The sequence below is a fragment of the Streptomyces olindensis genome (genome assembly GCF_040645895.1).
GTDB lineage: Bacteria > Actinomycetota > Actinomycetes > Streptomycetales > Streptomycetaceae > Streptomyces > Streptomyces olindensis.
In genome coordinates, this window is record NZ_JBEYZD010000121.1 from 1 (window position 1) to 12,576 (window position 12,576).

Consider the following 12,576-nt stretch of genomic DNA (forward strand, 5'->3'; position numbering starts at 1 on the left):
CTGTCAACCTGCGAGTATGCAAAGGGAGTTGCTCCCTCATCACACTTTCATCACAGCAGGAACGGATGACTCCGATCGGTGTGATGGTTCCTCTTCCAGGTCCGGGCCGCAGGACCGGGCCGGTCGCCGCGACGGGCCGCAGCAGCGGCTCCCCGGGTTCGGCCGACCGGGCCGGACGAGCGGCCGGATCGGCGGGCACCGGTGGCTGCTCGGTCCGTACGACCGTCCGCTCCCGTTCCGTGCGGACGACCTCGCGGGCCGCCGGGCGTGCCGGTGCGGGCCGGACCGCGGCGGCCGGTGCGGTGACGGGCCACGGCGGCTCGGTGCCGTCCGGGTCGGACGGGGTGGCCCGGACCGCCTCGATCCGTTCGAACGGCCCGGCCAGCCGCGGCCGTACCCGGACCACGCCGGGGCGCGGGGCGGCGGGTGCCGCGTGCCGGGCGAGCAGCCGGTCGAGGAAGTCGGGCTCCGGCCGCCCGTCCGCGCTGGACTCAGACATCCGCACACAGCTCCAGGTAGTAGCGGCGCCGCAGCGGGCTGAGCGCCAGGATCTCCGGCTCGCTCCAGCCGTAGGCGGTGGCGAGCAGATGGACGTCGAGCAGCAGGTCGCGTGCCCAGGCGTCCAGTTCGGTCCACAGGTAGGAGGCGATGTCCAGCTCGGCCCGGGTGGCCTGCCCGCATTCGGGGCAGGCCACGTTGAGCGTGATGTCACCGCCGGGGTCGGCGGCCTGGGCCGCCTCGGCGATCCGCCGCTGCACGGCGGCGGGCAGCGCGTCCGCGGACACGGACCGCCCGTCCCGTACGGCGGTGACCAGGCACCGTTCCAGCAGGGCCCGGCGGGGGTCGGCCGTCCGGGCCGCCGCCGTCAGGTCGGCGACCCCGGGCACCCGGAACTCGACCTCCCAGCCGTCCTCGGCGACCCGCACCAGCGGCTCGCCGCGATCGGCCAGGGTGCGGGCGAACTCCCCGGCGTCCAGCTCGAACTCCATGTCCGCGCCGCACGCCCCGCACTCCAGGCGCACCTGCATCCGCTCACCGAACAGCGCCCGGCGCAGGGCGAACAGGTCCGCTTCCCGCTCCCCGACCGGCACCGCCAGCAGGGCCTGCCGATCACCGCCCAGGTCCGGCCGGGCGGCCTCGTGAAGCAGCAGGGCACGCCCGGCCGAGTGCTGCGCCAGCCCGGTCTCCCAGGTGGTCAGGAACTCGGCCGCCTGTGTGATGCCCATGCTTCCCCCAACACGTGCCCCGTAGGGGCGCGGGGAACTGCGCGACCAGCCCCCGCGAACCCGCGGACGAACGACAACCCCACCCGGCGCTTCCCAGCGGAGCGCCTACGCCGGGTTCAGGAACGAGGGCTCCTCCGGCTCCGGCACCTCGTAGTCCCGCTCCCAGCCCTCGCACTCGAGCTTCAGCGACTGGATGGCCACCGCGTTGGCGTTGGCGTCCAGTTCGCCGAGGACCTGGTACTCGCTGGGCCAGGTCCGGTACAGCTTGTGGGAGACGGCGACCTGGCCGGCCTCGTTGAGGACCTGGATCACGATGTCCTTGCGGAAGTCCGCGAGGGACACCTCCGAGCCGAGGCCCGCTCCGACCTGCCAGACCTTGTTGGCCCAGCGGTCGAACTCGGGGTCGTGCGTGACGCCGCGCTCCAGGGTGATGCCCTCGAACTCGGAGCGGCCCGGAGACTTGCGCGGGGACGAGGGGTCGCCGCCGTGCCGGTGCTTGACGACCTCGGTGGTCCGCTTCAGGGGACTGATCTTGCTGATGCCCGCGACCGTCCGACCGTCCCACAGGACCAGGAACTTGAAGTTCTTGTACGGGTCGAAGCGATGGGCGTTGACCGTGAACTCTGCCATCGAAATGTCCTCAGGGATTCCTTGGAGCGCTCAGAGCGCGAACTGCCCGGACGTCTGCTGGATCTTGACGACCACGAACTCGGCCGGGCGGACCGGCGCGATGCCGACGAGGACGTTGACGATGCCGTTCTCGATGTCCTCGGCGGTCGTGGTGTCGCCGTCGCACTTGACGAAGTAGGCCTCGCGCGGCGTGCCGCCCTTGAAGGCGCCCTGGCGGAAGAGGGTGTGCAGGTAGGAGGAGGCGGCGAGGCGGATCTGCTGCCACAGGTTCTCGTCGTTGGGCTCGAACACCACCCACTGCAGGCCGCGCTGGAGGCTCTCCTCGACGTGCAGCGCGAGCCGCCGGACGGGGACGTACTTCCACTCGCTGTCGAGGGCGTCGGAGCCCTCCAGGGTGCGGGCGCCCCAGACGACCGGGCCGGTCACCGGGAAGGTGCGCAGGCAGTTGACACCGAGCGGGTTGAGCAGGCCGGTCTCGCGGTCGGTGAGGTCGACGGTGAGGGAGCGCACGCCCGCGAGCCTCGCCTCGGTGCCGGCCGGGGCCTTCCACACGCCGCGCTCGGAGTCGGTACGGGCGATGACGCCCGCGACCGCGCCGGACGGCGGGAAGGAGCGCAGCCGGCCGGTGAGCGGGTCGGTGAGCTGCAGGTGCGGGAAGTACAGGCCCGCGTGGTTGCCGCGGACGGCGTCGAACGCGGCGAGACCCGCGCGGGCCGTGTCCACGCTGACCCAGGTGCCGGGCGCGTCGACGAGCAGGAAGATCCGCCGTTCCCGGCACAGCCGCTGGGCGGCCGAGACGACGGTGACGGCGTCCTCGGTCTTCTCGTACGCGGCGAGTTCGGGCAGCACGAGCAGGTTGACGTCGGCGACGCCGCGCAGCGCCTGGATGCCGGATTTGTCGGCCTCGGAGCCGATGAGGTCGCGGGGGCCGGGCGCCTCGCCGTCCTCGCCGCCCTCCAGCGGGAAGACCGGCGGGTTGACGGAGGCCTCCAGGCCGAGGTCGTTGGCGCACTCGCCGAGGAAGCGGACGACGTCCTCGGGGTCGGTGGAGCCGGCGACGACCTGGATGCGCCGGCCGAAGGCGGTGACCTCGGCACCGGCGAAGGCGTGCTTGCCGGGCGCGTCGGGCAGGGCGCGCAGCTTGCGCTCCAGCAGCAGCGCCAGCTCGGCGACGGAGGACGGGGCCTCGCCGTCGCAGTCGGGGTCGTAGAGGGTGAACTCCCGCTCGACGTCGCCGATCTTGACGGTGAGGTCGACGGCGAGGTCGGGCAACTCGTGCCCGAAGGGCTTGGAGACGGTTCCGGACGGGTCCGGGCGGCCCTCGCCGACGACCTCGACGCGGATCAGGCGCGAGCCGGCGTTGACGACCGTCTGCACGTACCGCCCGTCGGCGGGGTCGGCGGACAGGCCGGTGAAGCTCTCGCGGGCCTCGCCCTTGGCGTCGTGGACGCGCAGGTTGAAGGTCTCGTCGGGGCAGGGCGTGTCGTGGTCGACGGCGATGCGCAGGCCGTTGCCCCAGACGCCGGGTTCCTTGGCGTGCACGGCGAGGACGCGGCTCTCGCTGTGGCCCTCGGTGGACTCCAGCGTGACGCAGGCGGCCTTGCCGCTGCCGGCCTTGGCGACCCGGACGATCACGGCGACGGTGCCGCCGTTGCCGAAGAACTGGTGGACGGCGTAGCCGACGGCGCTCTGGGCGCTCAGGCCTCCGAAGCGGCGCTCGAACTCGGTGAAGCTGGTGACGCGGACCGGCTCGTTCAGCGGGCCGCGCCGGGTGTGCCCCACGAACGCGGTCACCGACGTGGTCAGGGTCGAGATGGTGCGGGTGCTGCTGGGAAGCTCTTCGACGTAGACACCGGGATACGTCGGCTTGGCGGCGCTCACTGCACTCATCGGCATTCCCCCTCCTATCCCTGTCTCGGGCACCGGATGAAGGCACCAAGAGAGGGTGAGGGAGGCAGACGTCGCGGATCGTGCGCGCGGCTCCACACACCTCGTCGGCGGTGGTCACGCGCACTTCATCAGTTCCCCCGTCAGTGCCCGTGCTGTCGGTCGCACGGGCCAAGCAGCTCGCTTGTGACTCCTGATGCTCAAGTGCTCAACCCACCTTCTTGCGTTCGGAGTTGGCCGAACAAGACGGGTTCTGGCCAGCAGGGAAGAAGGTTTTGTGAAGGCAAACTTCCCGGATTCGCACATCGTGCCCGCGTGCCCCCGGGGACTGGTCCACACCTCCTGCACAAGGGGCGCGGCGGCGGGCGGGAAGACATGCCTGGGAGACCCGCGTCTCCGGCCGTGGCGTCCTCTCCGCCCGGCGCGCTCCCCGGGTTCTCCCCGAGTCGCACACCGGCCAGTGGCCGGTTTCGTCGGGGCACCATGGACGCGCACGGAGTTGACCGATGCCTTACGGGTCGCACCTTCGAGTGCCCCCTTTCGACCGGGACATGCCCGATGAAAACGCCAGACCGCGCCACCCCTTCCAGCCCGTAGAAATATCTACGAGCATGGCCAGGGCCGGGCGGCACGCGGAAACCCCGCGGGTCACCGGCCCGTGTCCCGCGCGCGCCCTCGCGGCGCCGCCGACTGCGCCTGGGGTGGCCATGCAGAGCGTCATGTGGAAGCAAGCCGTCGAGTGGCTGGCCGCGGCGGCCACGGACCCACAGGAGTGCAAGCGGGAGTGGGACCACGGCACGGGGACGGCGGTCGTGGAGGCCGGACGCTACTGGGACGTGCTCAGCGTCCCGGACCGGCTCGGCCTGCTCGCCCTGGACATCCTGTGGCGCGACCCCTTGAAGGTGCCCGGACCCACCCTGGTGGATTCCGCCGCGCGCAGAGTGGGGTTCTTCCTGCCACCCGATCCGGTCAGCGAGTGGGTCGGCTTCGGTGTCCGGCACGTCGGCCGGGGTTCCTGGGTCGCCGTGCCACCGCCGTACCGGCCGGCCGGACGCCTGGAGTGGCTCGTCCCGCCGGACGGCACGGGCACGCTGCACCGGCCGGGCACCCTCGAATCGGCCCTGCGCGAGGCCACCGGCACCCTCGCCGTGCTGGCACCGGTCAGCGCGGACCCCGTGGTGCCGGACGGCTGGTGAGGCGGGGGCCGGAGGGGACGACCGGGCCCATGTGCCGGCCGGCGGTCCACGAGGTGACGGCGGTCCAGGTCTCGCTCTCGGCCGGCGCGGCGAACGAGACCCACTGCCCGTCGTGGTGCTCCGGGACCGTGTGTCCGCGGGCCTCCCACTCGGCCACCAGGGCCGCGTAGATCGGCGGGTGGCCCGCGTACGCGCTGGTGAGTTCGGCGTACGGCCGGGGCGCGGTGTCGGCCGCGAGAGGGCGCCGCGCCGTCTCAGTACTGTCCATGCCCGGGCAACGCGGCGCCGAGCGCCGGTGGTACGCGGCCCGGACCCCGTCCGTCGGGTCGAGTGAAGCCGTCACCCGGACGGCGGCATGCGGGCACCGGACAAACATCCAGTCAGGCGGTCGCCCGTTCAGCGCACGCCCGGCTCCCCTCGCGCGGGCGTCCTCCGATCGAACAGGGTTCTCGCCCCGGGGGCGGGAATCCGGTAACACTGTCGTCACGCCGACGACCGGCCCGGGGAACCGATCCCGGCGCCGGCCGTCCCGGGACGACGGCGGGGAGAGGCCATGTCACAGCGCCCTGACCTCCGGCAGCGCAGGGCCGTGCTGGAGCACGAGTGGTCCCGCTGGGTGCCGCGGCTGAGCGTTCCGGGCACCCGGCCGGGCGGCAGCGCCGCGCTGCGCCACGAGGTGACCGAGTCCTGGGCGCGTTCGCTCGGCAGCGTCGACCCCGCCCGGGACAGCGCCCCGGTCACCGACGGCGGCCGGGTGCAGCAGCGCTGGACGTCCTCGCCCCTGTACCGGCCGGTCTCGGCTCTCGCCGGGGAACTGCACAGCATCGCCGAGGACGCCGGGTTCGTCACGGCGGTCACCGACGAGTCCGGCACCATCCTGTGGACCTGCGGCGGCCCGACCATGCGCCGCCGGGCCGAGCGGGTCAACTTCGCGCCGGGCGGCCGGTGGGACGAGCAGGCCATGGGCACCAACGCCCTCTCCCTCGCCCTGCGCAGCGGCCGGCCCAGCTCCGTCTTCTCGGCCGAGCACCTCGTGTCGGCGCTGCACGGCTGGGTCTGCTACTGCGCCCCCGTGCACGGCCCGGACGGTCGTGTCCTCGGCGTGCTGGACCTGTCCACGACCTGGGACCGCTCGCACCCCCTGGCCATGTCGACCGTACGCACCCTGGTGTCCACGATCGAGGCCCGCCTCGGCCCCGAGGCGGTGTCCGGCCCGGGCCAGGTCCGGCTCACCTGCCTGGGCGACGAGCGGGCCGTGCGGGAGGGCCGGCGACTGGCCCTGCGCCCCCGCCAGCTGGAGATCCTCACCCTGCTCGCGCTCGAACCCGAGGGCTTCTCCCCGGAGCGGCTGCGCGCCGCCCTGTACGGCGACCGGCCGGTCACCGCGTCCACCTTCAAGGCGGAGATCTCCCACCTGCGCCGCGCCCTCGGCGGCGGCATCTCCCCCCGCCGCTACGCCCTCACCACCCCCGTGTCCTGCGACGCCGCCGATGTCCTGCGTGCCCTGGGGCAGGGCGACACGGACACCGCCCTGCGCCTGTACGGCGGCCCGCTGCTCCCCCGCTCCGAGGCACCGGGCATCGAGGAGTGGCGCACCCGCCTGGGCGTGGCCGTACGCGAGGCCGTACTGGCGAGCACGCGCCCGGAACACGCCCTGCGCTACGGCGAACGCGCCCCCTACGACGCGCAGATCCACGAGCACGCGCTGCGGCTGCTCGGCCCGGAGGACACCCGCCGGGCGATCGCGGCGGGACGGCTCACGACGGCCCTGCGCGACTGAGCACCGCACGGCGCCAACCTTGCGCCAACCTCCCGGTCGCACAGTGAGGGGCGTCACGACGGCGTGGGCCGTCACCGCCCTTCACCGAGGAGAGCCGCCATGGTGTACGCGCAGCCAGGAACGGACGGCAGCATCGTCACCTTCGCCCGCCGCTACGACAACTTCATCGACGGCGACTTCAAAGCCCCCGTGGAGGGCCGCTACTTCGAGAACCCGACCCCCGTGACCGGCAAGGTCTTCTGCGAGGTCGCCCGCTCCTCCGCGGCCGACGTCGACCTCGCCCTGGACGCCGCGCACCGGGCGGCCGACAAGTGGGGCCGCACGTCCACCACGGAACGCGCCAACATCCTCAACAAGATCGCGGACCGCATCGAGCAGCACCTGGAGGAGATCGCGGTCGCCGAGACCTGGGAGAACGGCAAGCCGGTCCGCGAGACGCTCGCCGCGGACATCCCGCTGGCCGTGGACCACTTCCGGTACTTCGCCGGCGTCGTCCGCGCGCAGGAGGGCAGCATCGCGGAGATCGACGCCGACACCGTCGCGTACCACTTCCACGAGCCGCTGGGCGTGGTCGGCCAGATCATCCCGTGGAACTTCCCGATCCTGATGGCCGCCTGGAAGCTGGCGCCCGCGCTGGCCGCCGGCAACTGCGTCGTCATCAAACCGGCCGAGCAGACCCCGGTCAGCCTGCTCTACGTCGTCGACCTCATCGCGGACCTGCTCCCGCACGGCGTGCTCAACGTCGTCAACGGCTTCGGCGTCGAGGCGGGCAAGCCGCTGGCGTCCAGCCCGCGCGTGGCGAAGGTGGCGTTCACCGGCGAGACGACGACCGGCCGCCTGATCATGCAGTACGCCAGCGAGAACATCATCCCCGTGACGCTGGAACTGGGCGGCAAGAGCCCGAACATCTTCCTGCCCGACGTCATGGCCGCCGACGACGACTTCCTGGACAAGGCCGTCGAGGGCTTCGTGATGTTCGCCCTCAACCAGGGCGAGGTGTGCACCTGCCCGTCCCGCGCCCTGATCCCCTCGTCGATCTACGACGACTTCATGGCCCGCTGTGTGGAACGCACGAAGGCGATCGTCGGCGGCGACCCGCTGGACCCGGCCACGATGATCGGCGCGCAGGCCGGCAACGACCAGTACGAGAAGATCCTCTCCTACCTCGACATCGGCAGGAAGGAGGGCGCCGAGGTCGTCACGGGCGGCAACTCCCGTACCGTGCCCGGCCTGGAGGGCGGCTACTACATCGAGCCGACCATCTTCCGCGGCACCAACGACATGCGGATCTTCCAGGAGGAGATCTTCGGCCCGGTCGTCTCGGTCACCACGTACGACTCGGTCGACGAGGCCCTGAAGATCGCCAACGACACGCTGTACGGCCTCGGCGCGGGCGTCTGGACCCGCGACGGCAACACGGCGTACCGCCTGGGCCGCGAGATCAAGGCGGGCCGCGTCTGGACCAACTGCTACCACGCGTACCCGGCCCACGCGGCGTTCGGCGGCTACAAGAAGTCGGGCATCGGCCGCGAGACGCACAAGATGATGCTCGACCACTACCAGCAGACGAAGAACCTGCTGGTGTCGTACTCGCCGAAGAAGCTGGGCTTCTTCTAGCCGCAGAAAAAGGGCGCCTGACCTGGCAGATGCCCACCAGGCGCCCTTCTCGGCGCACATTCATTGTGGCGCCCGATCAAGAGGGTGCGCGCGCCCGCGCGTTGAAGGGTGACAGCGGCGGTCGGTCCGGCGTTGCCCGCTCCGGTGACCACCGCGTCGAAGTCCGTCGTCGCGGTCACCGTTCGGCAGCCTCTCGGGCGATCTGCTCGAACTGGGCGCCCATGGCCTCGGAGAGTGCCTGGGCGGCGGAGAGCGGGCGCACCATCACCGTGAACTCGTCGATCTTCCCGTCGTCGTCGAAGTGCAGGAAGTCGCAGCCCTGGAGCTGCTTGCCGGCGACGGTGGCGGTGAAGACGAAAGCTTGGTCGCGGCCGTCGGGGTTGGCTATCTCGCGGACGTAGGTGAAGTCCTGGAAGACCCGGGACACGCCGCGCAGGATCGCGGCGGTGATGGCCTTGCCCGGGTACGGCTTGAAGGCGACGGGGCTGGTGAAGACGACGTCGTCGGCCAGCAGAGCGGCCAGGGCGTCCAGGTCGCCACTCTCGACAGCTTTGCGGAAGGGATGCACGAGCCCGCCTCTCGTAATCAAAAAATTGAATAGGTGTAAGTGAGATTAGCGGGCCTGCCATGGCTTGTCCACGAGCATTGGGGGACCATCACTCACTTTGTTGAGTAATCACAGCGGTGCTAGCGTGCGTCCATGGCTTTGCGGAACGCGGTGATGGCCGCGCTGTTGGAGGGCGAGGCGTCCGGGTACGACCTCGCGAAGGCGTTCGACGCGACGGTCGCCAACTTCTGGATGTCGACGCCCCAGCAGCTCTACCGGGAGCTGGAGCGCATGGAGGCCGAAGGACTCGTCACGGCCCGCGTCGTCGAGCAGGAGCGACGCCCCAACAAGCGGCTGTTCCGCCTGACGGAGGCCGGACGGAAGGCCGTCCACGCCTACACCGCCGAACCCTTGGGCAAACCGGCGGTGATCCGGGACGAGCTGATGGTCAAGGTGCAGTGCCTGGACGCGGGCGACATGGAAGCGGTCCGGACCGCCATCGCCGAACGCATGGAGTGGTCCACCGCCAAGCTGGCCCGCTACGAGCGACTCCGGCAACGTCTGCTCGACGGGCGCTCCGAGGAGGCGTACTTCGCCGAGGCCGAGCGCATCGGCCCGTACCTCAACCTCCTGCGCGGAATGTCCTTCGAGCGGGAGAACCTCCAGTGGGGGGACATGGCACTGCGCCGGCTCGACCAGCGCACGGCCGCGCTCCGGGCCGACAGCTGACCTGCGGCAGCACGAGGAGCCACCGGCGTCGCCGCGAGTCAGAGCATCACACCGCCGGGAAGGCGTCCCCGGCGGACGCCGCCACCGGAAGCAGCGCCGGCCGCTTGGCCTGGCGGCCGTCACCGGAGGAGCGACCACGCAGGCGGCGGCCGATCCAGGGGCCGAGGAAGGTGCCGGCCCAGCGCAGTTCGGCACCCACGGCTCTCCAAGCAGAGACGTCTGTCGCCGCGGCCGGAAGAGGAAGGGCCCACTTGTCGTCGCCGCCCGGCAGACCGAGCGCCTGGACCACGGCAGCCGCGATGCGCGCGTGCCCCAGCGGGCCGGCATGCAGCCGGTCAGCACTCCACAACCGCGGATCGGTCGCCGCCGCGTGCGCGGCCGTCTCCGCGACCACCACGCCGTGGCGGTCGGCGGCCTCCCGGATGCGCGCGTTGAGAGCGAGAACACGGTGACCGATCGGGCGGGCCAACGGCGTGATGCGCCCGACGTCGGGAAACATGAGGGTCGCGACGGTGGCGCCCTGCGCGGTGAGGGCGGCGAACATCGCCTCGACATGACCGGCCACCTCGTCGAGGTCGCAGCTCGGACGCAACACGTCATTGACCCCGGCCACCACGGTGGCGAGGTCGGGCCTCATCGCGAGAGCCGGACCGAGCTGCTCGGCGCGCACCTGACCGGCCTTACGGCCGCGCACCGCGAGGTTGGCGTAGAGCAAGCCGGGATTGTGGCGAGCGACCTGCTCGGCGAGCCGGTCCGCCCAGCCCCGCAGACCATGGACGTCGTCGCCGTCCCCGAGCCCCTCTGTGTGACTGTCGCCCAAGGCGACATAGCGCAGATACGCACTGCTCGACACGGGGCTGACCACCTCTCATCACTGATGGGCAACTAGGCACCTAATCGCATTGTTGAATAGGGATGGTAGCTACCGGCTCACCTTCCTGCAAAGTGACGCTGCCCCGAGAGGCCTCAGCCCGCCACCGGGCGGATGCCACAGCACCAACTAGGGGTTGCACCTTCCGTAGCGGCATGTGCTCCGGTGGACCTACGTCCCGTTGCCTTGAGGAAAGATCCCTGCTCATGCATCCGTCCTTCATGCCACCCCGCCAGGTCAAGATCGGTGACGCGGCGGCCTTCGCCGGCAGCACACCACGCGCGATTCGCCATTACCACGAGATCGGCCTGCTCCCCGAGCCTGAGCGGGGCGGCGATGACCGCCGCCGCTACGGATACGAGGACATGATCCGCTTGCTGTGGATTCGCAAGATGGCCGACGCCGGGATCGCCCTGGACGACATCCGTGACGCCTTTGCCACCGGCACGGCTTCCGCCGGTGCGGACAGCGGAGAAGCCATCGCGGGCATCCTGGAGCGGTTGGAGGAAACCCTCGCCGAGCAGGAGGCGGAATTGCGACGGCAACGGACCGCCGTGCAGCGGATGCGCACGGAAGGCAGCCGGATGGGCCTGCTCTCCGACGTCGTCACCGAACGCCTCAAGAGCCTGCCCGAGGGCTCCCTGCGTCAGGCGGACCTGGACAGTCTGCTGGTCACTGAGCGGATCTTCGGCCCGCTCGGCGCCGCCGTCCAGGCCACCCGCTTCGTCGTCCTGGCCACGCATCCCACTCTGCGCGAGGATTCCGACCGCATCGATGACGCCGAGGAGGCACTCGATGACAGTGTCGCCGTCGATGACCCACGGGTGGCTCAAGTGGCCCTCGAGCGGCACGCCTTCGAAATCGCCCTGCAGGCCGTCATCGAGGAGTCCGGCCTGGGTGAGGACGACGATGCCCTCTTCGAGGCCTGGGACACTTCGCACCCTGCCAGAGCCGATGACGGCGAGGCCGACCTCGGCTCTGGCAGGCGGGAGGCTGACTCCATGAGCGTGTGCGAAGCCACCGGCAAGATGCCCTATGACTTCTCCCCAGCCCGCCTGCGCTGTATGGAACTGGCGGAAGAACTCTCCGCCCAAGACTCACCCGCTACCTGAAAAACCTCCTGGTGTCGTACTCGCCGAAGAAGCCGGGCTTCTTCTAGAAGGCCGTGTAGCCGCCGTCCACCGGAAGGACCGCACCGGTGATGTACGACGACTCCGGACAGGCGAGGAAGAGGACCGCGTCAGCGACCTCCTCGGGGGTGGCGAGTCGGCGGAGTGGGATGGAGTCCTCTCTCACGCGTCGGTGGGCAGCGGGGTCGGGACGCCGCTGGAACGAAGCCTCGATGACCGGTGTCAGGGTCAGGCCCGGCGCCACCACGTTGACGCGGATGTTGCGGGCCGCCCACTCGATGGCAGCGCCGCGTGCCAGGGCGATGAGGCCGCCCTTGGCCGCGGAGTACAGGGTCTGGTCCGGCATGCCGACCATGCCGAGGCGGGAGCTGACGCACACCATCGACGCTCCTGGTCCGGGAGCCAGCGGCATCAGGTGCTTCATGACCAGGAACGAACTGAGAAGGTTGCTGTGGAGCACGTCGCGTGCGTCGTCGTACGTCATGGTCACGAGTGGGCCGGACGCCTGAAGCCCGTGGCAGAGGACGACCACTCCGACGTCCCCCAGGTGGTCGGCGGCTCGGGCGGCGAGTGCGGCGACGAAGTTCTCGTCGTTCAGGTCCCCCGCCAGGTAGAGATCGTCCCGATGATCTTCGGGTGGCTCGGGTCGTCGTCCGGTGAGCAGGAGGTTGGCGCCCTCCCGGCGGAAGCGGGAGGCGACCGCCTGCCCGATCCCGCTCGACGCTCCGGTGATCACGGCATTGACGTTCCGGAGTCTCATGTCGTTCCCCGCACCTGGCCGCTGCCCGCCACGGCCTCGGGCCGCAGCAGGTCGGCGAGGGTCTCGGCGGGGAGCAGGCCCTTCTCCAGGACGAGTTCGGCAACTCCCCGGCCGGTGGCGAGGGCTTCCTTGGCGATGTCGGTGGCGGCCGTGTAGCCGATGTGCGGGTTCAGAGCGGTGACCAGGCCGATGGAGTTCTCGAC

Annotated in this window: 12 protein-coding genes and 2 pseudogenes; 5 read left to right on the forward strand and 9 right to left on the reverse strand. The window is 71.0% G+C overall.

All coding sequences use genetic code 11. The features are described 5' to 3' along the window. From ABZ948_RS39305 to ABZ948_RS39320, 4 genes and pseudogenes are all read right to left on the reverse strand, one after another. A pseudogene (locus ABZ948_RS39305) lies at nt 1-499 on the reverse strand (hypothetical protein); the annotation flags it as partial. Continuing rightward, nucleotides 492-1,226 carry a T4 family baseplate hub assembly chaperone gene (locus tag ABZ948_RS39310; RefSeq protein ID WP_359767928.1) on the reverse strand — a complete coding sequence of 245 codons (735 nt, stop codon included), beginning with the start codon at nt 1,224-1,226 and terminating at the stop codon, nt 492-494. The gene ABZ948_RS39310 and the pseudogene ABZ948_RS39305, both read right to left, overlap by 8 nt. A gap of 105 nt (nt 1,227-1,331) precedes the next feature. After that, nucleotides 1,332-1,856 carry a phage tail protein gene (locus ABZ948_RS39315; RefSeq protein WP_004003113.1) on the reverse strand — a complete coding sequence of 175 codons (525 nt, stop codon included), beginning with the start codon at nt 1,854-1,856 and terminating at the stop codon, nt 1,332-1,334. 30 nt (nt 1,857-1,886) lie between these two features. Then, nucleotides 1,887-3,752 carry a phage tail sheath subtilisin-like domain-containing protein gene (locus ABZ948_RS39320; protein ID WP_359767929.1) on the reverse strand — a complete coding sequence of 622 codons (1,866 nt, stop codon included), beginning with the start codon at nt 3,750-3,752 and terminating at the stop codon, nt 1,887-1,889. A 698-nt stretch (nt 3,753-4,450) separates the two neighbouring features. On the opposite strand from ABZ948_RS39320, the gene ABZ948_RS39325 reads away from it, so the two are divergent. Further along, complete coding sequence (locus ABZ948_RS39325) at nt 4,451-4,939, forward strand: hypothetical protein (protein ID WP_359767930.1); 489 nt, start codon at nt 4,451-4,453, stop codon at nt 4,937-4,939. Here the strand turns inward: ABZ948_RS39325 and ABZ948_RS39330 are convergent. Beyond that, on the reverse strand, nt 4,905-5,207 hold the full coding sequence (locus ABZ948_RS39330) for a hypothetical protein (RefSeq protein WP_359767931.1): 303 nt from the start codon (nt 5,205-5,207) through the stop codon (nt 4,905-4,907). The two genes, ABZ948_RS39325 and ABZ948_RS39330, sit on opposite strands and share 35 nt — an antisense overlap. Nucleotides 5,208-5,492: 285 nt before the next feature. Here ABZ948_RS39330 and ABZ948_RS39335 point away from each other — a divergent pair, with 285 nt between their 5' ends. Then, entirely contained in the window at nt 5,493-6,719 is a 1,227-nt protein-coding gene (locus ABZ948_RS39335; protein ID WP_359767932.1) for a transcriptional regulator, read from the forward strand. Between the two features lie 99 nt (nt 6,720-6,818). Beyond that, the gene (gene adh / locus ABZ948_RS39340; RefSeq protein ID WP_359767933.1) at nt 6,819-8,336 is read left to right on the forward strand and encodes an aldehyde dehydrogenase; all 1,518 of its coding nucleotides are present in this window, start codon (nt 6,819-6,821) and stop codon (nt 8,334-8,336) included. 175 nt (nt 8,337-8,511) lie between these two features. Here the strand turns inward: adh and ABZ948_RS39345 are convergent, their stop codons facing one another. After that, nucleotides 8,512-8,904: a nuclear transport factor 2 family protein gene (locus ABZ948_RS39345; RefSeq protein ID WP_359767934.1), complete on the reverse strand. Its 393-nt coding sequence runs from the start codon at nt 8,902-8,904 to the stop codon at nt 8,512-8,514. Between the two features lie 132 nt (nt 8,905-9,036). On the opposite strand from ABZ948_RS39345, the gene ABZ948_RS39350 reads away from it, so the two are divergent. Then, nucleotides 9,037-9,612, forward strand: coding sequence for a PadR family transcriptional regulator (locus ABZ948_RS39350; RefSeq protein WP_359767935.1), 576 nt, complete (start codon nt 9,037-9,039; stop codon nt 9,610-9,612). 46 nt (nt 9,613-9,658) lie between these two features. Here ABZ948_RS39350 and ABZ948_RS39355 read toward each other — a convergent pair whose 3' ends face one another. Continuing rightward, on the reverse strand, nt 9,659-10,465 hold the full coding sequence (locus ABZ948_RS39355; protein ID WP_359767938.1) for an SGNH/GDSL hydrolase family protein: 807 nt from the start codon (nt 10,463-10,465) through the stop codon (nt 9,659-9,661). 224 nt (nt 10,466-10,689) lie between these two features. Between ABZ948_RS39355 and ABZ948_RS39360 the strand changes: the two genes are divergently transcribed. After that, nucleotides 10,690-11,595: a MerR family transcriptional regulator gene (locus ABZ948_RS39360; RefSeq protein ID WP_359767936.1), complete on the forward strand. Its 906-nt coding sequence runs from the start codon at nt 10,690-10,692 to the stop codon at nt 11,593-11,595. 43 nt (nt 11,596-11,638) lie between these two features. Here ABZ948_RS39360 and ABZ948_RS39365 read toward each other — a convergent pair whose 3' ends face one another. Further along, on the reverse strand, nt 11,639-12,373 hold the full coding sequence (locus ABZ948_RS39365) for an SDR family NAD(P)-dependent oxidoreductase (RefSeq protein WP_359767937.1): 735 nt from the start codon (nt 12,371-12,373) through the stop codon (nt 11,639-11,641). Continuing rightward, nucleotides 12,370-12,576: pseudogene (aspA, locus tag ABZ948_RS39370) on the reverse strand (aspartate ammonia-lyase); the annotation flags it as partial. The gene ABZ948_RS39365 and the pseudogene aspA, both read right to left, overlap by 4 nt.